Origin of the sequence: Magnetospirillum sp. 15-1, assembly GCF_900184795.1 — a bacterium.
GTDB lineage: Bacteria > Pseudomonadota > Alphaproteobacteria > Rhodospirillales > Magnetospirillaceae > Phaeospirillum.
This window is the reverse complement of record NZ_FXXN01000019.1, coordinates 41,069-64,278: the sequence shown is the minus strand read 5'-3', so window position 1 is coordinate 64,278 and position 23,210 is coordinate 41,069. Positions and strand designations below refer to the sequence as shown.

The following is a 23,210-nucleotide window of genomic DNA, read 5'->3' as shown; positions in this document are numbered from 1 at the left end:
CTAAAGACACAACTTCTCCTCAGCGCCAGTCTCAATATTATAACAAGATACAATGCTATTCGTATCGTGATCGATCACATTTAAGTTAGGAGTGAGGCCGTCCAAGCTGGATATAGAATATTCTATCTTGGTATTTCCGTCACACTGAAATGCAACGCCTCGCGCCGTCTGACCGCTTCTTTTAACGAACGATTTGTCGCTACATGCGGTAACCGCCAAGCACGATTTCCCAGTCTTTCTAATGAGTGATGTAAGCTCATTTTTTACTTCTTGATCGCACATGCTTATGGGGGGTGTGGCTTGCATTTCCTGCCTATAATATTTTACTGAAAGAATTCCAATTGCTATTACTAAAACGGCAACGGCCCCTGCGCGTGCAATTCTTATCGCCGTCCACTTTGGTTTTCCCGTGGTCGGCAATGAAGAGGCTGGCAAGGCTCCCGACCCTACCCTCTCGAAAAGTCTGGACAGTTCAACCACTCGACCGGCCTGCTCCCACTCGCTCCCTCCAACCGGCACGACAAGGGTGGATGCATTGACTCTTCCTTCCTTCACCAACCCCGCGATTTGATCGCGGGAAAAAGGGCCGGTCGGTGAATTGTTCTGAGCGATGTAGAACATGACGGACTCCAAAGCGTCTTCATTTCCCTCAAGTCCGCCACGATTGAGTGGCGGCAGATTAAAAATCACAAGCAAACACCATGAAAACACATTGATATTCTGAAGTTATTTGGCGCTCGCCAATCGCACATCCTGCACCTTTTATGTTAATTTCGTCACAGAGTAACGCATTGACCATGCTAATGTTTTTGCCGATGGGCGCGGCTATGCTGCGGACTGCCATCACATAGCGCTTCAATGCCTGAAATGCTGATTTTTTCCTTGCATAACTTGCACGATAACTTTCAGACTGATATCATCTTCGGTGCATTTTCTTCGATATTCTGGCAGCCTCACGGGTGATCGGGTTCGCCCAAGGCGCGATCTTCGTGACGGGGGTGGGAATGAAGCAGGCGAAGGTCTTGTCCGACCGCGAGTTCCGACGCGTGCTGACGACCATCACCGAGATGAAATACGCCGCTCGAAACCGAGCCGCCGTCATGCTGTCCTATTTCGGCGGGTTACGGGTGGGTGAGATCGCCGCCCTTACCGTGGGCGACGTGGTGGACACTCGGGGCGAGATCAAGGAGCGCATTCTGCTGCGGGCCTCCATCACTAAGTCCGCCGAAGCCAGGGCCATGTTTGTCGGAACCAAGCTCCGTCCAGAATTGGAGACCTATATCGCGGGGTTGAATGGTGATCGACTGAATGGGTTGTCCCCCTTGCTGGTGACCCAACGAGGTGGGGCATTCACGGCCAATTCTCTGTGTCAGTTGTTCGCCCACGTCTATCGTGAAGCGGGTGTTGACGGGGCCAGCAGCCACTCCGGTCGGAGGTGGTTTATCACCCGGCTTGCTCACAGTGGCGTTAGCGCCAAGGTCATCATGACTCTGGCCGGTCATCGGAATCTTTCCACCACGCAGCGGTACATTGAGGTGAACGATGAGATGCTTCGCGCGGCTGTTCGGAAGCTGTAGGTGCGCGGCCCTATTGGCCGCCGCAATGGTGGTGGCCGTCATCGCCCCGTGCTTGGCTCAACAAGACCCGCCTCAGTACAAGAGTGAATATTTTCAGGAGCGCCCTGGTGACCCACCACCGCCTTATGCCCGCCGTCTTGGGATCGGGGGCGGGCAAGGTCATCCAGATCAAACTGGCAATCTGCCTCCTCCACTGACCTACAAGGAAATCGATAACCCCGAATTTTGGCGCCGTGAACGTGATCTGGTCATGAAGAAGGACGCCACCAGGAAGAATCTTCATGAACGTGGTGAAGCGTGTTGGAAAATCCGTGAAGGGGCCAATCGTATCGCTGAAACCAGTATGAAGTGGCTTCAGGATCATGATGTCCTCGTGGGTCAGTATATCCCGCACGGTGTTGTCATGTCTGAATCGCGGGATATCCAAGAATACGCCGAAGTAACAAACCGTGATATCCGGTATGCAATGAATGATGGTGCTGAAGTAGCGCTCTGTCAGGAGATCGCTGACTATGGAGTTGGGCGGATTAACAAGCTCATGCGCAAGTATCCGTCTGATCCGAACTGGGTATCTGAAACGCGCCCAGAGCTACCCGGCTGTACGCCAGATGGAAAGCCGCCTGCTCTGACCGATCAGCAGAGGCAGGGGTACTTTTTCACCGGCTGTCCGTAATCAGGCTTCTCGCTGTTTCAGAATCCCGGCTTCGATCCCGGCTGCCATCACCACGTCACCGAGTGGTCCCCGAACCTCCTCGGGGAGAGACACAGCGGTTTTCCATGAGCCGTCCGGGGCGCGATATTTCGGCAATGATACCTCGGTGCCGCTACCGTCGGCCCGCACCTGAATCCCATGAATCACGATCTCAACGCCATCGAGAACGATGGCTGCGTCGGCCATCATTACTTGACCTTTCCCGGTCGCAGCCGATCCAAGAAGGAGTTGATGTTATCGATCAGGTCATCCTCGGCCTCACCGACAATCTCACAGCAGAACTCCGCCAACGCACGCACCATGATCATGCGTTGCGTCTTCGAATCATCAACCACCAGAATGCGCTTGACTTTAGTCATATAAAACCCCCGCCAATCACGCCCTTTGTATTAAACATTAGGCATGATTTCCGCTCTTTTCAAGGGATATGCCACTTTCAAAAGCCTTCAAGGCCATCATTCAAATGCAAACCCGGAGCGGCGCACTCAAACAGTCAAACGTCCGAGAATCCGACAATCCCAGGGCCAGCAGGGTGTGATGTGTTGACGCCCCCTGCTGGTCGTGGAATCGATACCATCAGAATTGTTGAGGAATCCAAAAATGAACAAAGCTGAACTGATTTCGAAGGTGGCTGAAACCACAGGGATGACCAAGGTCGATGCCGATAAGGCCGTGGACGCGGTGTTTTCTGCCATCACATCTGCCTTGAAGTCTGGTGATGATGTCCGTCTGATTGGTTTCGGGGCGTTTTCGGTGTCCAATCGTGCGGCTCGCCAGGGCAAGAACCCGATGACCGGGGCGGCCATTACCATTCCTGCTTCCAAGGCACCGAAGTTCAGCGCCGGGAAGGCCCTGAAGGACACCATCAACGGCTAAGTGAGATCGTCATGATCACCAGGACCGCCCAGATCGTCGCGGCCTATGTGGGCAACAACACCATCCAAGTCGCCGAATTGCCCGACCTGATCCGCAGCACCTATGCCGCATTGATCGCCATCGGCAACCCTGTGGAATTGCCCCAGGAAGGTCAAAAGCCTGCGGTATCGGTCAGAAAATCGGTGACCCCCAACGCCCTCATCTGTTTGGAATGCGGCAAGTCCCAGTCCATGCTCAAGAGGCACATCATGACCGCCCATAGCCTATCCGTGGATGATTATCGCTCGAAGTGGTCGTTGCCCGCCGACTACCCCATGGTGGCTCCCAATTACGCTGCCCATCGCTCGGAACTGGCGATCAAAATCGGCCTTGGCCGTAAGCCCAAAGCAGCAGCCAGTGTTGAGCCTGAAGCAGCGACGGATACACCTCGGCATCGCTATCCCGCTTCGAGGTGGTCAAAGCCGACCGAATAAAGGGGAACAATCTTGCGATCCATCGCCATCCTGCTGTTCGTGGCAGGTATTCTCCACTTCTTCCTCCAGGTACCCCTGGTCATCGCGGCTGGCGGTGCATTCGTGCTGTGGGTGATCTGGAAGCTGAAGTGGATCATCCTCGGCATCCTGGGGCTTGAGATGCTGTTTGGCGGCGGTGATGGATCGGACGCTTGATGGCAACCGATCTCGATAAACTGAAGAACCGCCTACAGGCTCTTCGAGCCAAAACCATTGCCAATGGATGCACCGAGGAAGAAGCCTTGGCGGCGGCGGCCAAGGTTGCTGAACTGCTGGATCGACATGACCTTTCGGTCAGTGACCTGGAAATCAGGGAGGAGCAGTGTGAACAGTCGGTCATCATCACCAACCGAAAGCAGCGCCAACCAATCTCGGCCTGCATTCCGGCCATTGCGGAGTACTGCGATTGCAAGGTGTGGCGTGAAAAGGACGACACCGGAATCCGGTACGTGTTCTTCGGCCTCAAACCCAGCATCGAGATGGCCCATTACGTCTACGATGTGATCGCCACGGCCATGCAGACCGCCTGGGTTCAATATGCCCTTGCCCAGCGAATTCTCCGTTACGGCAAAGACGAAAAGGGATCGTTCATGTTCGGCATGGCGGTGTCGATTGGGCAGAAACTGATCGCCATGAAGGCCGAACGCGATGAAGCCAACCGGGTCAGCAGTGGTCGTGATCTGGTGGTGGTCCGCCACGCCATCGTCGAATCAGAATTCGCTAAGCTGGACCTTAACCTGCGACGTGGCAGGACTTCAGGGAAAAGGGTCGCGGCGGGTGGGTGCATTCGAGGCCGGTCAGGCTGCTGGTAATAACATCGCCATCACCCCTGGTGTCGGAAACAAGCAGACGAGCAAATAGGAAGACTAAAAGGCCAATCGGATTGGAAATTAAGTCTATATATTACGAATATCTAATGGTATGACTTGTGTGTAACGTTTGCCGAATAATATATATTCGCCAATCGTTACATATAACCCTTACCATTTTCTCCATGTGAACCTTCTCCCAACAGAATCGCCTTGGAATTTCCTGGTTTTGCGACCAGGACACGCTGCTGCTCTCGCAGCATAAATAGTCATGGAGGTGATGCCATGATCATTAACAATCAAAATCAATTAGTGAGAAACTGCAACACATGCGGCAGATATAATTTCTTGATTATGCACAATTACATTATCCGCTGTTCAAATTGCGGATGCGTTTATGCGCCAACTGAACACCCACAACATGACATCAATGAACGGTTGACTGCTCTTTGCGCCCGATTTCCGTACCATTCATCATTTGCCATGGATCGCGAGGGATTTGTCGCTTTGACCAAAACGGCGGCCAATTCCTATGGACAGGTGGTGATGACCGACAACGGCGGCGGCGAATTGAGCGGCAAACACCTCGATGTCGTATTTTCCTACCTGGGCTACGCAGAAGTCATGGTCTGGTGCGAGGATAATGCTGATCTTAAGAATATAAGAATGGAGTGTCGCAAATTAGAAATGGATAGCGATGATGAAGAGTGAGTGCAAAATCATAAAGTTTCCCAATGATCGATCAAAAAACCCTGACGATCACGCCAGAACCTGCCCGCACTGCGGTGGAATAACTTTCTGCGTGACCTTATCCGGCAAACTGCGCTGCTTTGAATGCGAAGAGTTCTACGAAATCAAAAATTGATCTCATAACTGTTTGTGGTCATTTGAAGTACGTCACCATCTGGATCAACCATGGTGATAACTGGGCCGAGTTTCAGGGCGGCGCGGTCAGCAATCCCAACCGTGGTCCCAGTCCAAACCTTGATGGGAGCCTGAGCCACCATTTCTATGCCGGGAGCCATTCCAATCGATGTGTAGGTGATGGCGGTACCATGGAACTCCAGGGTGACCCGGTTCCCGCCGTCGCGCATATCGTAATATCGGATGTCGGCATCCTTGAGTGGCATGCCAGCAACATAGAGCCGAACCTCTTCAAGCGCAGTAAAATGGCCGAAATCGGGCTTGGCTGACACCATTCCGCTGATCGGAACCAGCACGATGCTGACCGCTCTCGGGTGGGCTGGAATTGAGCAGATGTCGTGCATAGGAACCTCCATTCGACGGTGATGGAGGTATTTATCCTGAGAGGGCGAACGTCCCTTTGCCGACATGCTGATTTTGACGGATGCCTTCAATCAGCGCCTTATTCGCTAATCCTCCATGGTCAGGGATGCCAGCAATTCTCCAACCGTGTTGATACCATCAAACAAGGCGGATTTCTTGTTTTTAATGTAATGCAACATGGTGGTCATGACATTGCTGTGTCCAACGTTTTCAGCAACAACAGCCATGGGAACGCCGCCATCAACGGCAATGTTGATATATAATGATCGCAAATTATGAGGCTTCAAGTCCGGCAGGTCAGCTTTGGCACCAATGAGCTTAAGGTATGTGTTGATAGATGTTATGTGCTTGTGCTTGTGACCTTCGCGACCTGATGGGAATACATAGACGCCATTTTCCCGATTTTTGGCTTTGCGGACTTCGGCGGCACGGGTGAGCAGTTCCATAGCCGTATCTGATAGCCGGATATAGCGGGTCAGGCCGTTCTTTCCCGGTTCAGCCTTGGTGATCAACCTTTTTTCGTAATCAATCTCATCAAACATTAAGGTCTGAATTTCATTGCGACGGGCACCTGTGTGTAGAATCAACTCTGATGCCGCCGTTGCGATTGCATTTATATTTTGGTCATCGTAGCTATCTTTGATGGCCTTGATTAGCTTGGTAATATCATTGGCCTCAAGGGCCATCTTGTAGCCGTTCTTAGACTTCCTTAGTTTGAATCCAGAATCAAGTAATGCTCTTTTGACCTTAAAGGCGGGGTTATATGTGTTGGCGGGGAGTATTTCGCGGGTTATAGCATAGTTCCATGCAGCATTGACGTATGTGATGATGTTGTATGCGGTTCCTGGTTGATCATGGTAGTTTTCTTCAATCCATTTAATGAAGTAACCACGGGTAAAATCTTTCACCAACCATTTTCGGTGCTTTGGGTAGATGTGCTTATCCAGAAACAGCCTCAAATTGGTGCGGGATGATTTCGCCATTTTCTTTTGGGCGTAGTCCTCAAATACATCTTCTATGGTAACGGCTTCGGCGGATTTTTGGGCTTTGGTCTTGGGGGATTCTCCGGCCTCAACCTGCCCCGTCATCTCAAGTGCTTTCAACCGTGCTTGGTTGAAATCCATCGAGGGGAAAGAGCCTAGGGTAACTTGAGTGCGGCCACCGCCTCGGACCATCCTGTGAAAAAACCATGTCTTTTTACCCGATGCGGATATCTTCAACCCGAACCCGGTAATGGTGGTGTCCCAATAATAGGTGTCCTTCCCTTCGGTACCGCTGGTTCGCTCAGCGAAGGTCTGGTTCAGTTTGGTCTTGGGCATGATCTGTGCCTTGGTTGATGGGGGCTAAACCCATCGTAGCATCATAGGATGGCAATCTGCTACTGGAGTGCTACTGATGCCAAGTTTCACCCAAGAAAGTTATTTAAAATAAGGGCTTTGGTCCGTGGTAAAAAATTGTCTTCAATAAGATCAATTATTCAAGTGGCACCAGCCATTAGCCGGCGGTGAGGGAGCCTCGTCGCCCAGCAGGGTGGTGAGGCAATCCCCCCAGCGCCGGGCGAAGCCTTCGCTGTCCAGCGGCGGCGGTGCCGGTTCGTAGACCGCCACGTGGGGAATGGCCGGGCGGCGGATGGTGCGGCGGATTTCGTCTTCGCGAATCCGCCCCTCCTCGGCATCCGTATCCAGGACGACCACCGCCAGCCGGGTGGGGTCCTGGGTCTTGATCACGTCCATGAACTTGTAGTCGTGCCACTGACGGCCGACCCGCGCCGTCTCGCCGCTGACCGTGGCATCCAGGGCGATCACCGCATGGATGCCGCCGCCGTCCACCGGCGTCGACCACGAGGAATTGGCGATCAGCGACACCCAGGCGCCGAACGAGCGGCCGGCCAGCACCACGCGGGAATAGCCTTCGTCGCGCGCCGCGCGGGCCTGGGCGAACAGGGCCTTGCCGAAATCGTGCTCGCGGCGGAAATCCACCGGCACCCGGTTGATGCGGACGGTCCAGCCCTCGTCCCGGAAACGGGCCAGCACGGGCGGCAACTCGGCGGGCGCGTCCGATCCGACGGTATAGAGGATCAGGCGGTTCTCGGCACGGCTGGGCGTGACGGTAAGGACGGCAAGCAGCGCCAGGAATACGGCCGGAAGGATGCGACGGGTCATGGGCACACCATGACACCGGCGGCTGACGCCAGCCTATCGCCAGTCATTCTCATCACCACGCCCCCGGCGCGGCGCGCTGCGAGGCGAAGCGCTCGGCCAGGAAGTCGAGGAAGCTCCGCACCTTGGCCGACAGTTGGTGGCGCTGCAGGTAGACGGCGTGGATGTCGGCCTCGACCCCCGACCAGCCGTCCAGTACGCGGACCAGCTCACCCGAACGCAGATAGGGCGCGATGTCCCATTCCGAGCGCAGCAGAATGCCGTGCCCGGCCAGGGCCCAGTCCACCGCCACCTCGCCGTGATTGGCCGACAATGCCCCGCTGACCTTGACCGAGGCCGCTCCCTCGGCGGAGACCAGATTCCAGGTGTTGAAGGCCCGGTCGTTCTCGCGGATGACGATGCACTGGTGGTCGCGCAGCCCGGCCGGGCCGTGGGGAGCCGGATGGGCGGCGAGATAGGCGGGGGCGGCGCACAGCAGGCGGCGATTGGCGGCGATGCGTCGGTGCAGCAGGCCGGAATCCGGACCGATGCCGAAGCGGATGCCGATGTCCATGGCCTCGGCGGCGAGGTCCAGCGGCCGGTCGCTCAGGTGCAGGATCACCTCCACCTCGGGATGCAGACGGACGAAGTCCGATACCGCCGGGCCGAGATGGCGCCGCCCGAAGCCGAACCCGGCATTGATGCGCAGCATGCCGCGCGGACTCTGAAGTCCCGCCGTCAACTCCCGTTCCAGGCTTTCGATATCGCCGAGAATGCGGCGGCCCTCCTCCACATACTTCTCGCCCTCGGGCGTCAGGCTTTGCCGCCGCGTGGTCCGGTTGAGCAGGCGGACGCCGAGGCGGCCTTCCAGGGCGGCGAGGCGGCGGCTGACGGCGGGGGGCGACAGCCCCATCTCGCGGGCCGCCGCCGTCAGGCTGGAATGGCGGGCCACCAGGGAGAAGAAGGCGATATCCAGGCTGTCGTTCAAGGCCATGACGATTGATGCTCTGTGCGCAAGAGTATAGTGAAGTTGACGCCATTGATTGCGGCCATGGCAAGGATAATCATCGGGCATCGTTTCCGTGGAAAGGTCGCGTCGGTGTCCGTTTCCCTGCTTCTGACCCTGATGCCCCTGCTGTTGCTGGGCGGCGCCCTGGGATTCCTCGGCGGCCTGTTCGGCATCGGCGGCGGCATCATCGCCATTCCCCTGCTGGTCACCGCCTACGGCATGGATCAGGCCATGGCCCAGGGCACCGCCCTGGCCATGATGGTGCCCAACCTGCTGGCGGCGTGGTGGCGCTATATGCGGCGCAACCCCGTCGACCTGGGCAGGGCGGCGCGGCTGGCCCTGGTGGGGACGGTGACCACCTATGGGGCGGCGCAACTGGCCCAGGGGCTGGACCAGCATGTGCTGCGCCTGCTGTTCTCGGCTTTCCTGGCGGTGTTGGCGGTGCTGATGATCCGCCGCCGCGTGGATGTGGGGGCGGCAACGCCGCTCCGTCTCCGGCTGCTTCCCCTGGTCGGCCTGGCCGGTGGCGGCAGCATGGGATTGCTGGGCGTGGGGGGAGGGCTGGTGGCGACGCCGATCCTGTCGCGCTGGTTCGGGCTGGACCAGCGGGTGGCGCAGAGTCTGGCTCTGGCCCTGGTTCTGCCCTGTTCGGCGGCGGCTCTGGCCTCCTATGCCCGCGCCGGCAATGTGAACTGGACCATCGGCGGCGCGCTGGGGCTGGGCGGGCTGGTCAGCGTCTCGGCCGGGGTGGCCCTGGCCCACGCCTTTCCCGAAATCGTCATGCGGCGGTTGTTCGCCGGCCTGCTGCTGGCTTGTTCCGTCGCCATGCTGATCGGGCGGTGATTATTCCGCTACCGCCCGGGCTTCCTCGACCCGGTCGGGCAGGGTGAAGAAGAAGGTGGTGCCCTCGTTGGGAGCCGAGGTCAGCCACATACGGCCGCCATGGCTCTCGACGATACGCTTGCAGATGGCCAGCCCGATGCCGGTGCCGGGATAGGCGGAGCCGGTATGCAGGCGGCGGAACACCTCGAAGACGTAATCGTGGTACTGGGGATCGATGCCGATCCCGTTGTCGCTCACCGCGAAACGCCAGCCCTCGCCGTCGCGCTCGGCGGTCACCCGGATGGAGGGAGCGCTTCCGTCGCCGCTGTACTTGAGGGCGTTGCCCAGCAGATTGTGGAAGACCTGATGCAGCTGGCCCTGGTCGGCGTGGACCTTGGGCAGCGGGGTGATCTGGATCTGGGCGCGCTTATGCTCGATGGCTGGGCGCAGGCTCTGGAGCACGGTACCCATCAGTTCGGTACAGTCCACCTCGCCGATGCTCAGGCCGGCGCCGCCGGCCCGGCTGTATTCCAGCAGATCGCGCACCAGATTGGACATACGCAGGGCTTCGTTGACGATGAAGCGCAGATAGTCCTTGCCCTCGTCGCCCAGGTTCTCGAGACACTTGCGCTCCAACAACTGCGAGAAGCTGACCAGCCCGCGCACCGGCTCCTGCAGGTCGTGGGCGGCCACATAGGCGAAACGCTCCAGCTCGGCGTTGGTGCGCGACAATTCGGCGATCACCTGCTGCAGGTCGCTTTCCGCCCGGGTGCGCTCGTGGATTTCGTGCTGCAGCTCGTCGTTGCGGTCGTGCAGGTCCTGCACCGACAGATTCAGTTGGCGGGCGATGTTGTCATAGGCCCAGCGCAGGCGGTCGATCTCGTCGCCGTGCTCGGGAAAGCCCAGCGTCTCGTCGAACAGCGAGGCCTGGGAGAGCAGGGATTCTGGCACCAGGCTGCTGACGTTGCGGGCCAGTTCCTCGATCCGGCGGGTGACGATGCGGCTGAAGATCACGTACATGAACGCCGCCACCAGGAAGGTCTTCAGCGCGTTGCTCACCAAGATGGTGATGGCCTGGCCCATCAGGCGGTCGTAGATGCCGTCCAGGCTGGCCGACACGTCCAGGGTGGCGATCTGGCGCATCTCGCCCCGGATCTCGCGCGACAGGGTATATTGACGGTTGAGCAACCGCTTCGACTTGACGGCTCCGGACTTCCACACGTTGCGGCCGTCCAAGGTGGTGATCACCGCGTATTCCACATGGGACAGCCGGGTCAGGGCGTCGAGGGCCAGGGTGATCTGCCGCTCGTCGAAGGTCCAGACGCTGCCGGTAATGGGCGGGAGGAAAATCTGGACGTTCTCCAGCTGATCGTCCATGTCGGCGCGCTGCTGCTGGTATTCGCTGAACAGCTGATAGGCGGTCGCCAGTAAGGCCAGAAATGAGCTGAAGGCGACGATCAGGACGATCAGGCGGCGGCCGATCCTGTTCTCTCGCCCTTTCTTGCGCAGCATCATCATCATCATGATGATGCAAGCCTACCCGCATCGCCGGGGCGATACGAGCCCAAAACATTTGCATAGCCTACTTTAGACTAAATTTAGAAACCCCTTCGACCCGCAGGGTCTCGGCGATGGCTTCCAGGCGGGCCATCACCGCCGGGGCATCGGGATAGGTCCGGCTGAGGATCAGATAGACGTCCAGCCGGTCGATGACGTCGAATTCCAGGTCCTTGATCGGGTGATCGGCCAGCACTTCCTCGGCCGGCCCGGCATAGTCCAGCAGATAGTCGGCCCGTCCGCGCTCCAGCATGGCGAAGGCGGATTCGTGGCTGACGGTGCCGTTGTTGCCGACCCGGTTGGCCGGATTCCTGATGAAGGCCAGGATATCGCCATAGCTGTAGCCGTGGACGGTGATCACCTCCTTGCCGGCCAGCCCCTGGCGGGTGGTGATGGGGGGCAGGCCCTTGCGGCGGTACACCCGCAATTCGGTGCCGGCCACCGGCCGTTTGCTGACCAGACAGCACTTCTCCAGCGCCGGTCCCTTGACCAGCATGGAGAAGTCGGTCTGTCCGTCGCTCAAATATTCGAACAGGCGCGCCGCCGGCAACCCGCGCGCCCGCCAGGGGATGCCGGCCTGCTGGAACAGCGGCGCGGCCAGGCGCAGCAGCGGATTGTCGGGCTCACCCTTGGCGTCCAGCCGGGTGGTCCAGACCGACTGGTCGGGATAGGCATATTCGATGGTCCGGGGCTCGGCGGCATCGGCCGGCGAGGTCGCGGCCATGGCCAGAAGGCAACCCGCCACAAGGACGCAATACCGGCCCTTGATCATCCCCGCCTCCCATCCGTCCCCAATAAGGCAAGAATAGCGCACCGGCGGTGGTTTCTCAATCCGGCCGGGACATGCCTGGGCGCAGGGTGTTTCCCTGTGGTTTTCCCGCCGGGGCGGGCCTATCCTCGGCCGGATGTGGCGAGGCAGGAGGGGCCGGCATGTCCATGGACCAGGAACTTCACGCCGGGCTGGAACCGGGCCTGCGCTTCGCCATGCTGATCGGCCCCGAGGGTGGCGTCCGCGACCTGCGCTGGTCCGAGGTGGAGACCTGGCGGCCGGCCGACGGCTTCCTGTGGGTCCATCTCGAACGGGACGAGCCCAAGGCCCGCGACTGGCTGTGCGAGCGTTCCGGCGTCGATCCCCTGGTGGCCATGGCGCTGACCGCCGAGGAATCGCGTCCCCGGGTCGAGGACGTGGGCGACGCCCTGATGGTGGTGCTGCGCGGCGTCAACAAGGCGCGGGTCGGCGAGGGCGAGGACCCGACGGCGGAAACCGAACTGGTGCCCGTTCACATGTGGATCGAGGCCGACCGCTGCATCTCGCTGCGCGACAGGGCTCATTCGCTCAATGCCCTGCGTGATCTGCGGCTGGCCATGATGATGGGCAAGGGGCCGCGTACCGCCGGCGCCCTGCTGGCCCGCATCGCCGAGAAGGTGGTCGATCATCTGGGGATTCTCACCGACGAGATCGAGGATGGCATCTCGGACCTGGAGGACCGCATCGGCGAGGGGCTGGCCGGCACCGACCTGCGCGAGGACATCGCCTCGGCCCGGCGCAAGGTGGTGCAGTTGCGCCGCTATCTGGCGCCCCAGCGCGATGCCCTCTACCGGTTGCGTCACGACGACGCCAGTTGGCTCGACCCCGAGGCCAAGATGCGCCTGCGCGAGGTCAACGACCGTCTGCTCCGCCATATCGAGGATCTGGACGAAATGCGCCAGCGCGCCACCATCCTGCACGAGGATTTCACCAATCTGGTGGCCGAGCGCGCCGCCCAGTCCTCCAACCGCCTGACCGCCCTGGCCGCCATGGTGCTGCCGCCCAGCCTGCTGGCCGGCATGATGGGCACCAATATCGGCGGTATCCCCGGATCGCAGGAGCCCATGGCCTTCCTGATCCTGTGCGGCGCGGTGATCGGCATGATGCCGATCACCTATCTGATCCTCAAATGGATCAAGTGGCTGTAGGCCGAAGTGCTTCGCGATAATTCGTTTCTATTTGTCACGTTTGTAAATCCGCTGATTTGCCTATGGTAGCCGCGGGGTCGGTCCGACAATGGACGCGGGGACAGATGACGAAGGCCGATGATCGCGGAGCGGAGGATGTGGGGTCCTTCCCCAGCCGCAAGGGTAAGGGCGGCTCCGGACTGGGCCAGCCGCAGGAGGCCTATGTCGCCTTCGCCTTCGCCGCCGCCGACCTGCTGATGGAAGCCGATCATTCCGGACGCATCGTCTTCGCCATCGGCGCCTCCATGTCGCTGGTGGGCCGGCCAGCCCGCCTGCTGGCCTCCATGACCCTGGCCGAGCTGATCCGTCCCGAGGACCAGTCCCGTGTCCGCAACGCCCTGAAGCGCATGGCCGGCGGCGACCGGGTCCGCCACGTCCTGCTGCACGTCACCTTGCCGACCGGGGGCAGCACCCCGGTGGCGCTGTCGGGCTATCCCCATCCCGACCGCCAGGACCGCCTGCTGCTGGTGCTGACCCATTCCGGCACCCTGATGTCGCCGACGGTCCGCCACAGCGAGACCGGCCTGCTGGGCCGCGAGGGCTTCGAGGCCCTGGCCGGCGACCTGATCAAGGAAAGCGCCAAGGACGGCGACGAATCCTACCGCATGACCCTGCTGGACCTGCCGGAACTGGCCGAGTTGCGCAGTAAGGTCGGCGCCGAGGCCACCGCCGACTTCATCGCCCGCTTCACCGATTACCTGCGGCAATGCTCGGTGGGGGGCGGGGCCGCCGCCGATCTGGGCAACAGCAAATACGGTGTGATCCACGGCCCAGACGTCGACGCCGGCGAGATCGAGGCGGCCATCAGCGGTCTGGCCCGGTCGGTGATGGGCGCCCCCATGCATCCCGAATCCGCTTCGCTGGCCATCGACGGCGGCGGCATCTCGGCGCAGGAGGCGACCAGCGCCCTGATCTACACGCTCAACCGCTTCACCAACGACAGCGACGCCACCATCCATGAATTGTCGGCCATGGCGCGCCCGACCCTGTCGCAGACGGTGGCCAAGATGCGCGAGGTCAAGCGGACCATCGGCCGGGGCGACTTCCAACTGCACTTCCAGCCCATCGTCGATCTGTGGAGCAACGCGGTCCATCACTTCGAATGCCTGGTGCGCTTTGGCGAGGACGGCAACTCCCCCTACAGCACCGTGGTGTTCGCCGAGGATACCGGCCTGGTGGGGGAACTGGACCTGGCCATCTGCTCGCGCGCCATCGAGTTCATGCGCAAGGGGGTGGGGGCCGAGCCCAGCCTGCGCTTCGCCGTCAACCTGTCGGGCCGCTCGCTGTCCAGCCCCAGCATGGCGGCAAGGCTGCTGCAACTGATCCACGGCGCCTCGGACCTGCGCGGGCGGTTGCTGTTCGAGGTGACGGAAAGCTCGGCCATCGCCGATCTGGTGGCGGCCAATGCCGTTATCCAGGAAATCCGCGGGCGCGGCCATCCGGTGGGTATCGACGATTTCGGCGCCGGGGCGGCGGCCTTCCACTATCTGCGCGGCCTCAAGGTCGACCACGTCAAGATCGACGGCTCCTATGTGCGCGAGGCGGCGAGCAAGGGGGAATCGCTGCCCTTCCTGCGCGCCATCACCCAGTTGTGCCGCGAATTGCGGGTCGCCACCATCGCCGAGCATATCGAGGACGAGGCCACCGCCAATCTGCTGCGCGTCTACAACGTGCGCTACGGCCAGGGGTACTATTTCGGCAAGCCCATGCAGCCGTCGCGGCGGCACCACGGCAGCCGGGCTCCCTGGGCGACGCCGCTGATCCAGTGGCGCAACGGCCTGCTGTTCTTCGGCAACGGAACCGGCGCCGCATCCGGAGGCTGAAGCCGGTCTAAACAGTCACGACTCGCATGTTGAATTCCACCGCCGCCGGGCCTAATGAAGCCCGGCAAAGGTTTGGGGGTGGATGGTGTTGGCGTGGACGGAAAACCTGAGTGTCGGCGAGCCCACGCTGGATGCGCACCATCGCCATCTGTTCGATCTGCTGGCACGGATCGATGCCATGGCCGGCGCGGGGTTGGCCTTGGATGCGGTCCAGGCCGTGTTCGTCGAACTGAACCGCTACATCGTCTATCACTTCTCCGAGGAGGAAGAGATGATGGAGCGTGCCGGCTTTCCTTTCCTGGAATTGCACCGCCATTCCCATCGGACCATCGCCATGCGGGTGGCCGATATGTCCGCAGCCCTGTCCGTCGCCAATGTGGAGCGGGTCGCCCGGGAACTCCACGGCTTCCTGACCGGCTGGCTGGTGCATCACATCGAAATCGAGGATTTCGAGTACCGGCCCTTCCTCGGCGGCGGCGAGTAGGGCGGTCGCCGGGGCCTGGACAAGTCCGCCGCGAGTCTCTCTTCGCACCTGCAAAAATATTGTTGCATATAGACCCTTGATTGATATTTCAAGGCTGCCCTGCTATGTTTTCCCGCATAAAAAATAAGAATATTCCCGGGTGGCGAGGAGGTCCGATGGCACCCCTTACTCAGGGTCACGAGACCGGAGTTCCCAGCATCGATGCCGGAAACGAGGGATTGCGCTTCTTGCTGGGACGGGTGTTCCAGCCGGGGGTGGAGTGCCGTCGCGGCGCCGCCGGACGTGGGGAATGCGATTTCAGCCGGTGCGCGCGCATCCAGGCGATCATGCGTTACGTGGAGCGCAATTTCGCCCACCAGGAACAGGTGATGACGGAATTCGACTATCCCGACGCGCGGCGCCATCTGGACGACCATGCCGGACTGCTGGACCATCTGGGGGTGATGCTGCATGCCCAGGTCTGTGCCGACAAGGATGCCGCCAAGGTTCACGACTTCATCGCCCACTGGGTGGTGGAGCACGCCCAACGCTGCGACCGTCCGCTGGGCCGCTGGGCGGTGACCCGCCGGGTGCTGGAGCCTAAGAGATAGCGTAGAGCCGTTGTAACCTCCGAGCCGCGCCGCTACTCTGCCGGCCATGAGCGAACCTGCCCCGGCGGCGGCCGAATCCCCCCTTGATCCCGAACAGCGCCTTGCCGCCGAGGCCGAGGCGGAATCCGTGCTGGTCCTGGCCGGGCCGGGTACCGGCAAGACCACCACCCTGGTGGGGCGCTACGTGCACCTGCTGGGCCAGGGCGCGCAGCCGGCCCGCATCTTCGTCTCCACCTTCACGGCGCGGGCCGCCGACGAACTGCGCGGCCGCATCGGCCGCCGGCTGGAGCAACGGGGCCAGGACTTCGACGCCGAGCGCTTTCGCCGCATGCCCATCGCCACCCTGCACGGCATGGCGCTGCGGCTGCTGCAGCGCCATCCGCCGCCGGGCTGCCCGCGCTTTCGCGTGTTCGACGAGCAGGCCTGCTCGCGGGTGATCGCCCGCCATCGCCTTTACCTCGGCGATGACGTCCGCAAGCCCACCGATGTGTTCGGCGCCTACAAGGACCGGCTGATGGACCCGGCGGCGGCGCTGGCCGAGGCCAAGGCCAAAAACGATGCCGCCCTGCTGGAGGCCGCCGAGGCCTACGGCCGCTATCAGCGCGCCCTGGCCGAGGAGGGCGGCTTCGATTTCGGCGACCTGATCATGGAACTGGTGCGGGGGCTGGAGACCGACGAGGCCTATCGGGCGCGTCTGGCCGGCTTCTTCGACCATCTGCTCATCGACGAGTACCAGGACATCAATCCCGCCCAGGAACGCATGCTGCGCCTGCTGCGGTCCGAGGGCGCCCGGCTGTGGGCGGTCGGCGACGACGACCAGTGCCTCTATGCCTGGCGCTCCGCCGACCCGGCCTTCATCCTGGGGTTCGAGGCGGCGTGGCCCGACCCGGCCCTCTATCGCCTGTCGCGCAATTACCGCAGCACCGCCACCATCGTGGCCGCGGCCGCCGCCCTGATCGGCGGCAACCGTCGTCGCCACGTCAAGGATCAGGAACCGCACAGCGCTTCGCGCCTGGCCCTGACCATCGCCGGCCTGGACGACGACGAGGACGAGGCCGATTACGTTCTCCGCGTGGTGAAGGGGTTGGCCGGGCGCGGCATGCCCTGGCACGAGATGGCGGTGCTTTACCGCGCCGGTCACGTGGGCTCGCGCATCCAGATCAAGCTGGCCGAGGCCGGCGTCCCCCTGGTGGTGCGTGGCGCCGGCGAGTTCTGGCAATTGGGGCCGGTGCGGCTGGTCGCCGGGCTGGCCCGCCTGCTGGCCGCCCCCCATGACATGGATGCCAGGGCCATGCTGGGTCACGGCAAGCGTGTCGACCGGTTGTTGAGTCAGGCACCGGAGAAGATCGACGCCGACGTGCCCTGGCCGGCTCTGTGCCGTCAGGTGGGGCGGCTGGTTTCCGCCACGGCGCGGCCGCCGGGGGAGGAGGGGCTGCAATGGCGCGATCTGGCCTTCACCGCCGCCGATCTGGCCGCCGAATGCGAAAACGTCGCCGCCTTCATCGCCAGGATGGAAGAGCAGCGCCGGTCGCTGCGCCGCGCCGAGACCGGCGGCGACGCCGTGGTGTTGTCCACCATTCACGGCGCCAAGGGGCTGGAATGGTCGGCGGTGGTGGTGGCCGGCTGCGAGGCCGACCTGATGCCTCACGAATCCTCGCCCGATCTGGAGGAGGAGCGCCGCCTGATGTACGTGGCCGCCACCCGGGCCAAGCGCTGGCTGGTGCTTTCCTTCGCCGCCGAGCGGCGCAAGACTGCGGCGCCGTCACCCTATATTGCTGAAATGCTGGCGGGTCTCGACACCGATCAGATCCGTTATCACGACACCTTGAGCCGCACGCGTCTGCATGCCGGGCCGGTGGCGCCGGAAAAGGCGGAGAAGCCGCTCAGGCTGCGCCCGGAACTGAAGGTTTCCGCCGGGATGCGCAAGGGGCGGCCCCCCTTGGCGCGAACCCGGGGATAGGGCCTTGGTCAGGGGTAGGGAGTGTTTGATTTTCCCCCGTGAACAAGGCATCCTGCCTAGCGCTGTCCAAGGTCCGGGGGGAGGGGGCAAGTCCCGCCCAAGTTCTGGGAGGACGATGCGGAGGCGATATTTTATCGCGCCGCTTTTTTTGCTGCGATCCGTCCGCGCTTCCTGCGTTGGCCGGAGGTCCCGGCGGACGGCGAGTGGTGAATGTTCACGAAGGTCAGGGCGGACTCATGGGCGATACAAACATGACCAGAGGCGAGACCGAAGCGGTGGCGCAGGGGACGGGTGCCACCGAGGCCGAGGCAAGGGAAACGGCGGCCTCCCTGGCGCCGCCCCTGGCCGTCTTGCGCCCCGATCCGCTGCCGTCGGGTGACGAAGTTACCGCGCCGGGCGGCAAGGCCGCCCGGATGATCGGCCTGCTGGTCACCATCGTCTGGGTGGTGCTGTCCGGCTATTGGGCCAACACCTCCATCGGCTGGGGCAACCTGCTGTTCATGCAGCCGCAGGAAATCGGCGGCATGGTCGGTGCCGCCTTCCTGCCGCTGGCCTTTCTCTGGCTGCTGATCGCCTATTTCGACCGGGGGCGCGAGCTGCGTTCGCTGTCCACCGACATGCGCAGGCAACTGTCCCGCCTGACCTATCCCGCCGAGGGTGCCGAGGCCCGCGTGTCGCTCATCGCCGAGTCGCTGCGCGCCCAGGCCCGCGACCTGACGCTGGCCTCCACCGAGGCCGCCGCCAAGGGTGAGGCGGTGCGCGAGATCATGGCATCCCAGATCGAGGCCATGACCGGAGTGGTCGGCCGCGTCAACGACGAGGCCCAGACGGCGGTGGAGGCGCTCCGCAAGGAGGTCGACCGCCTGACCCAGGCCGCCGATGGCGCCACCGCGCGGGCCCGCGAGGTGGAAACCCTGCTGCGCATGCAGACCCAGGACCTGACCACCGTCACCGACACCTCGGCCCACCGCATCCGCGAGTTCGGCGAGCTGCTGCGCGGCCAGATCGAATCCATCGACACCACCTCGGCCCGCGCCGCGTCGCGCGCCGACACGGTGGCCGAGCAGGTGCGCACCCAGGCCGAGTCCCTGGATCACGTTTCCCAGGCGGCGGTGGCGCGCGCCGAGCAGGTGGTCGCCATGTTCGAGCGCCAGAGCAGCCAGTTGGGCAGCTCGGCCGAGCAGGCCACCACCCGTACCGAGGTGGTCGCCAATTCGCTGGCCGAGCGGGTCGAGGCGCTGGAAAGCCTGTTCACCCGCCAGAACACCGATCTGGATCAGGCCGCCGAGCGTCTGGCCGAGCAGACCAGCCGCATCTCGGCTTCGCTGCAGCAGCAGGCCACCGGCCTTGACCAGATCACCGAGCGCGTGCTGTCCCGCGTCAAGATCGTCGAGGAGGCCCTGGGCGTGCAGTCGCGCGAGCTGGGCTCGGCCTCCGACCAGGCCATGGGCCGCTTCCGCGAGATCGAGGAAAGCCTGGGCCGTCAGGCCGAAAGCCTGCGTGTCGCCGCCGACGACGCCTCCACCCAGCTGGGTGCGGTGGGCGAGGTGTTCGTCCAGCGCCGTGACGACGTGGATGCCGCCGCCGAGCGGGCCATGGCCCGGGTGCGCGAGGTGGGCGAAGCCTTCCAGGGCCAGACCCGCGCCGTCGCCGCCGCCTCGGACCAGATGACCGCCCGCGGCCGCGAGGTGTCCGAGACGCTGCGCCTCTATATCGAGGACCTCAACAAGGGGGCGGAGAAATCCGCCGCCCAGGCCGAGAACATCCGTACCTCGCTCAGGAAGCAGGCCGACGAACTGGCCGACGCCGCCAACGTGGTGTCGACCCAGTCCAAGCTGTCGGAAGCCTCGCTGAACCAGCAGTCGCGCCACCTGATCGCCACCTCGGACCAGGTGATGGCCAAGGTGAAGACCATCGCCGACACCCTGCGCCAGGGTACCAACGACCTGATCGCCATGTCGAGCCGGGTCGGCGTCGAACTGGATGCGGTGGGCGAGGCCCTGCGCCTGCGCACCACCGACGTCGCCACCGCCGCCGCCAAGGCCAGCGGCGATTCCGCCGGTGTGGCCGAATTGCTGGAGAAGCGTTCCGAGCAGTTGCAGGCAGTGTCCGATCAGTTGGGCTCGCGGGTGCGTGCCGCCACCGAGGTTCTGCGCAAGCAGACCGAGCAGGTGGTCGCCTCCGCCGATCAGGCCGAGGCTTCGGTCGGTGCGGTGGGCGAGGCGCTGCGCGTCCAGGCCCAGTCCCTGGCCCGCGTCGCCGACGATTCCAGCGACGTGCTCAAGGCCTTCGGCTCGGCCATCCAGCAGAACGCGGTGCAGTTGGGCGAAGCCGCCCAGCAGGTCTTCGCCCAGTCCCAGACGGCGGGCGACGCGCTGCGCAGCATCAGCCGCGATTTCGAGGAAGCCTCCAACAAGACCGCCGCCCAGGTTACCGCCGCCGGCGACATGCTCCGCGCCGGTATCCGCGAGCTCACCGCTTCGGCGGAGCGGATCACCGCCCAGGTGCGCTCGGCCGGCGACGGCCTGCGCCGCCACGCCAGCGAGATGCAGGAAACCACCGAGCGGACCGGCGCCAAGCTGGAAGCCGCCTTCGAGATGGTGCGCACCAAGTCCAACGACTTGGGCATCACCGGCGACCGTCTGGCCCAGCAGGCCGAAAGCTTCTCCAACAGCTTCTCGCGTCAGGTGGAGGAGTTGGTCAACGCCTCCAAGCTGGCCGAAATCCGGGGATCGCAACTGGAAGAGAAGCGCGCCCAGCTGTCGGTGGAGCACTTCCTGCAGAACGCCGCCTTCATCGTCGAGAAGCTGCAATCCCTGTCGGTGGACATCGGCCGCATCTTCAACGCCAATATCGACGAGAAGGCCTGGCGCGAGTTCCATGCCGGCGACCAGTCCATCTTCGTGCGCAAGATTCTCAAGAATCTCGACAAGCACCAGATGGCGTCCATCAAGAACAAGTTCGAGGATGACGGCGATTTCCGCGAATACGTCACCCGCTATCTGGCGGAGTTCGAGGCCCTGCTCAATCAGGCCCGCAATTCCGATCACCAGGACGTGCTGACCGGCACCTTCACCTCGTCCGAGGTGGGCAAGCTGTATCTGGTCCTGGCCCGCTCGCTGGGCCGCCTGGAATAGGCTCGGTCCGAGGTCGAATGAAGACGGCGCCGGAGCGATCCGGCGCCGTCTTGCTTTTTGGCGTCGCCATCGTCGAACGGTCATTGCCTTGGCCCCCCGTGCGGGGACACGGAAAAGACGGTCAAACCACCAAGACACCAAGGACACCAAGAGGGCGGAGCAGGTAGCAAGGCCGTCCGAAACTCAAACCGGACGACCGTTGATCAGGCTGGGGGGAATGGTGAAAGCGAAGGCTACCCCAGCACCGCCCGCAATGCCGCCAGCCGCGTCTCCAGCGTCCCGGGCGCGTAGGGAACCGCCGGAACGGCGCCCCACACCGGCTTGGGCCAGGCGGCATCGTCGGTCTCGCGGGCGATGACGTGCACGTGCAACTGGGCCACCACGTTGCCCAGCGCCGCGATGTTGATGCGGTGGGGGGCCACCGCCCGGCGCAGCGCCGTCGAGGCGCGGGTGATCTCGTCGAGCAGGGCGTGCTGATCCTCGGCGGCCAGATCGGTGATCTCCACCACGCCCGCCTGACGGGGCACCAGCACCAGCCAGGGATAATTGCTGTCGTTCATCAGCAGAACCCGGCAGAGCGGCCACTCGGTCACCGGGACGGTATCGGCCTGAATTCTGGGGTTCAGCTCAAACATGTATAGCGTCTCCACGTTGCGCGGGTGTAGGTGTTCAAGGTATCAGGAAGCGCCGCTTTCGAAAGGGCTTTTCAGATGCGCCGCAACCGCACCAATCCGTTTCAACGGCTGTTCTCGACCCTGGGCCTGTTACTGCTGATCCTGGCGGTTGGTATCGGCGGCCTGGAGCTGGTGGCCGGCTGGGCGGTGAAGCTGATCCGGGACAAGCGCCCGGCCTTTGCCGCCCAAATGTCCGATGCCGACCTGGGCAAGCTCTACAATGCCGAGGACGTGGGGCGCTATCGCAAGATCCTCAAGGAGGAGTGGCGGCAGTTCGATACCGTCTACACTCCCTTCGTCGAATATCGCACCGCACCGTATCAGGGGGAGCATTTCACCGTCTCCGACGACGGCGTTCGCGGCAATGGCGCCGGACGTCCCGATCTGGGCGCCGAGGGGGCCAAGGTCTTCGTGTTCGGCGGTTCCACCACCCTGGGGGCGGGGGTCGCCGACGACGAGACCATCCCGGCCTATGTCGAACAGGCGCTGGGCGCGGCGGGGCGGGCCGACGTCAAGGTCTTCAATTTCGGGACGGTATCCTATTACTCCACCCAGGAGCGCATCGCCCTGGAGCGGCTGCTGACCGCCGGCATCAAGCCCGACGTGGTGGTGTTCGTGGACGGCGACGCCGATTTCTATCACTGCGCCGTGCCCGACAGCAGCGCCTGGAACGAGCGTCTGTCCCAGATCACCCTGGCCCGGTCGCGCCTGCCGCTGTGGCGGGACCTGGCGGCCCGTTCGCACGTGCTGCAGATGATTCGCCATCTGGCCGGCGACAAGTCGGTGCTGGTGCGCGAGTGGGGGCGGTTCTGCGACACCGATGCCGAAGTCGACGCGGTGATCCGCCGCCTGGACGCCAACCGCCGCATGATCGACGCCATGGCCGAGCGGCTGGGCTTCAAGGTGCTGTTCGTCCAGCAGCCGGTTCCCACCTATGCCTACGACAACCGCAAGCGCCCGTTCCCGGTCAAGGAGGAGGCGCTGGGCTATCACATGAACGCGGCGCGCGGCTATCCCCGTCTGGCCGAGATGAGGGCCGCCGGACAATTGTGGGACAAGGGGCTGCTGTGGCTGGCCGAGTTGGAGCCGGCCGGAGGCAATGCCTATATCGACGCGGTGCACTATTCGCCTGCCTTCAACAAGGCCATCGGCGAACGCATCGCCACTGTGCTGGTAGAGGGCGGGACGCTTCCCGCTGGTAACTCTCGGTAGTGTTTCGCGGCGCAGCAAATCTGCAACATAATTCAT

The 23,210-nt window shown here is 62.6% G+C and carries 24 protein-coding genes and 1 pseudogene; 15 read left to right on the top strand and 10 right to left on the bottom strand.

Translation table 11 applies throughout. From position 1 onward, the window contains the following. Entirely contained in the window at positions 1 to 621 is a 621-nt protein-coding gene (locus tag CP958_RS05260) for a DUF4339 domain-containing protein (protein WP_141400426.1), read from the bottom strand. A 383-nt stretch (positions 622 to 1,004) separates the two neighbouring features. Between CP958_RS05260 and CP958_RS05255 the strand changes: the two genes are divergently transcribed. Together CP958_RS05255 and CP958_RS25775 are read left to right on the top strand one after the other, a co-directional pair. Then, positions 1,005 to 1,577: a site-specific integrase gene (locus CP958_RS05255; protein WP_096701028.1), complete on the top strand. Its 573-nt coding sequence runs from the start codon at positions 1,005 to 1,007 to the stop codon at positions 1,575 to 1,577. A gap of 25 nt (positions 1,578 to 1,602) precedes the next feature. After that, positions 1,603 to 2,250 carry a hypothetical protein gene (locus tag CP958_RS25775; protein WP_141400425.1) on the top strand — a complete coding sequence of 216 codons (648 nt, stop codon included), beginning with the start codon at positions 1,603 to 1,605 and terminating at the stop codon, positions 2,248 to 2,250. On the opposite strand, the gene CP958_RS05245 is transcribed toward CP958_RS25775, so the two are convergent. After that, positions 2,251 to 2,478, bottom strand: coding sequence for a hypothetical protein (locus tag CP958_RS05245; protein WP_242442757.1), 228 nt, complete (start codon positions 2,476 to 2,478; stop codon positions 2,251 to 2,253). Further along, positions 2,478 to 2,648, bottom strand: coding sequence for a hypothetical protein (locus CP958_RS26255; protein ID WP_170958842.1), 171 nt, complete (start codon positions 2,646 to 2,648; stop codon positions 2,478 to 2,480). Before CP958_RS26255 ends, CP958_RS05245 begins: the two co-directional genes overlap by 1 nt. Before the next feature lie 226 nt (positions 2,649 to 2,874). On the opposite strand from CP958_RS26255, the gene CP958_RS05240 reads away from it, so the two are divergent. The 5 genes and pseudogenes from CP958_RS05240 (at position 2,875) to CP958_RS25770 (ending at position 5,197) form a co-directional block, all read left to right on the top strand. Next, positions 2,875 to 3,165, top strand: a complete 291-nt coding sequence (locus CP958_RS05240; protein ID WP_277948868.1) for an HU family DNA-binding protein — start codon at positions 2,875 to 2,877, stop codon at positions 3,163 to 3,165. Positions 3,166 to 3,176: 11 nt separating this feature from the next. Then, positions 3,177 to 3,638 (top strand): MucR family transcriptional regulator, encoded by a 462-nt coding sequence (locus CP958_RS05235; RefSeq protein WP_096700934.1) that lies wholly within the window; start codon positions 3,177 to 3,179, stop codon positions 3,636 to 3,638. A gap of 12 nt (positions 3,639 to 3,650) precedes the next feature. Then, complete coding sequence (locus CP958_RS05230; protein WP_096700933.1) at positions 3,651 to 3,833, top strand: hypothetical protein; 183 nt, start codon at positions 3,651 to 3,653, stop codon at positions 3,831 to 3,833. Continuing rightward, a pseudogene (locus CP958_RS05225) lies at positions 3,833 to 4,538 on the top strand (DUF2786 domain-containing protein). Before CP958_RS05230 ends, CP958_RS05225 begins: the two are co-directional and overlap by 1 nt. 233 nt (positions 4,539 to 4,771) lie before the next feature. Beyond that, positions 4,772 to 5,197: a hypothetical protein gene (locus CP958_RS25770; RefSeq protein WP_141400424.1), complete on the top strand. Its 426-nt coding sequence runs from the start codon at positions 4,772 to 4,774 to the stop codon at positions 5,195 to 5,197. 143 nt (positions 5,198 to 5,340) lie between these two features. On the opposite strand, the gene CP958_RS05215 is transcribed toward CP958_RS25770, so the two are convergent. From CP958_RS05215 to CP958_RS05200, 4 genes are all read right to left on the bottom strand, one after another. Then, positions 5,341 to 5,754, bottom strand: a complete 414-nt coding sequence (locus CP958_RS05215; protein WP_141400423.1) for a hypothetical protein — start codon at positions 5,752 to 5,754, stop codon at positions 5,341 to 5,343. 105 nt (positions 5,755 to 5,859) lie between these two features. Beyond that, on the bottom strand, positions 5,860 to 7,092 hold the full coding sequence (locus CP958_RS05210; RefSeq protein WP_096700930.1) for a site-specific integrase: 1,233 nt from the start codon (positions 7,090 to 7,092) through the stop codon (positions 5,860 to 5,862). Positions 7,093 to 7,242: 150 nt separating this feature from the next. Further along, positions 7,243 to 7,935 carry a hypothetical protein gene (locus CP958_RS05205; protein ID WP_096700929.1) on the bottom strand — a complete coding sequence of 231 codons (693 nt, stop codon included), beginning with the start codon at positions 7,933 to 7,935 and terminating at the stop codon, positions 7,243 to 7,245. A 52-nt stretch (positions 7,936 to 7,987) separates the two neighbouring features. Continuing rightward, positions 7,988 to 8,905 (bottom strand): LysR family transcriptional regulator, encoded by a 918-nt coding sequence (locus CP958_RS05200; protein WP_197706354.1) that lies wholly within the window; start codon positions 8,903 to 8,905, stop codon positions 7,988 to 7,990. Between the two features lie 105 nt (positions 8,906 to 9,010). Here CP958_RS05200 and CP958_RS05195 point away from each other — a divergent pair, with 105 nt between their 5' ends. Further along, positions 9,011 to 9,763, top strand: a complete 753-nt coding sequence (locus CP958_RS05195) for a sulfite exporter TauE/SafE family protein (protein WP_096700928.1) — start codon at positions 9,011 to 9,013, stop codon at positions 9,761 to 9,763. Here CP958_RS05195 and CP958_RS05190 read toward each other — a convergent pair whose 3' ends face one another. Then, positions 9,764 to 11,266, bottom strand: a complete 1,503-nt coding sequence (locus CP958_RS05190) for an ATP-binding protein (protein ID WP_096700927.1) — start codon at positions 11,264 to 11,266, stop codon at positions 9,764 to 9,766. Between the two features lie 58 nt (positions 11,267 to 11,324). Further along, on the bottom strand, positions 11,325 to 12,071 hold the full coding sequence (locus CP958_RS05185) for an amino acid ABC transporter (RefSeq protein WP_096700926.1): 747 nt from the start codon (positions 12,069 to 12,071) through the stop codon (positions 11,325 to 11,327). A gap of 158 nt (positions 12,072 to 12,229) precedes the next feature. Here CP958_RS05185 and CP958_RS05180 point away from each other — a divergent pair, with 158 nt between their 5' ends. The 6 genes from CP958_RS05180 to CP958_RS05155 all read left to right on the top strand — a co-directional run bounded on the left by CP958_RS05180 (position 12,230) and on the right by CP958_RS05155 (position 21,288). Then, entirely contained in the window at positions 12,230 to 13,255 is a 1,026-nt protein-coding gene (locus tag CP958_RS05180) for a zinc transporter ZntB (protein ID WP_096700925.1), read from the top strand. A 104-nt stretch (positions 13,256 to 13,359) separates the two neighbouring features. Next, positions 13,360 to 15,117: an EAL domain-containing protein gene (locus tag CP958_RS05175; RefSeq protein WP_096700924.1), complete on the top strand. Its 1,758-nt coding sequence runs from the start codon at positions 13,360 to 13,362 to the stop codon at positions 15,115 to 15,117. 82 nt (positions 15,118 to 15,199) lie between these two features. Continuing rightward, the gene (locus CP958_RS05170) at positions 15,200 to 15,601 is read left to right on the top strand and encodes a hemerythrin family protein (protein ID WP_242442756.1); all 402 of its coding nucleotides are present in this window, start codon (positions 15,200 to 15,202) and stop codon (positions 15,599 to 15,601) included. A 155-nt stretch (positions 15,602 to 15,756) separates the two neighbouring features. Continuing rightward, positions 15,757 to 16,191 carry a hemerythrin family protein gene (locus CP958_RS05165; protein ID WP_096700923.1) on the top strand — a complete coding sequence of 145 codons (435 nt, stop codon included), beginning with the start codon at positions 15,757 to 15,759 and terminating at the stop codon, positions 16,189 to 16,191. Between the two features lie 46 nt (positions 16,192 to 16,237). Beyond that, entirely contained in the window at positions 16,238 to 18,151 is a 1,914-nt protein-coding gene (locus CP958_RS05160) for an ATP-dependent helicase (RefSeq protein ID WP_096700922.1), read from the top strand. Positions 18,152 to 18,402: 251 nt separating this feature from the next. Further along, positions 18,403 to 21,288: a hypothetical protein gene (locus CP958_RS05155; protein ID WP_242442755.1), complete on the top strand. Its 2,886-nt coding sequence runs from the start codon at positions 18,403 to 18,405 to the stop codon at positions 21,286 to 21,288. A 233-nt stretch (positions 21,289 to 21,521) separates the two neighbouring features. Here CP958_RS05155 and CP958_RS05150 read toward each other — a convergent pair whose 3' ends face one another. Continuing rightward, positions 21,522 to 21,923, bottom strand: a complete 402-nt coding sequence (locus tag CP958_RS05150) for an HIT family protein (protein ID WP_096700920.1) — start codon at positions 21,921 to 21,923, stop codon at positions 21,522 to 21,524. A gap of 75 nt (positions 21,924 to 21,998) precedes the next feature. Here CP958_RS05150 and CP958_RS05145 point away from each other — a divergent pair, with 75 nt between their 5' ends. Further along, the gene (locus tag CP958_RS05145; RefSeq protein ID WP_096700919.1) at positions 21,999 to 23,174 is read left to right on the top strand and encodes an SGNH/GDSL hydrolase family protein; all 1,176 of its coding nucleotides are present in this window, start codon (positions 21,999 to 22,001) and stop codon (positions 23,172 to 23,174) included. The last annotated feature ends 36 nt before the right edge of the window (positions 23,175 to 23,210 follow it).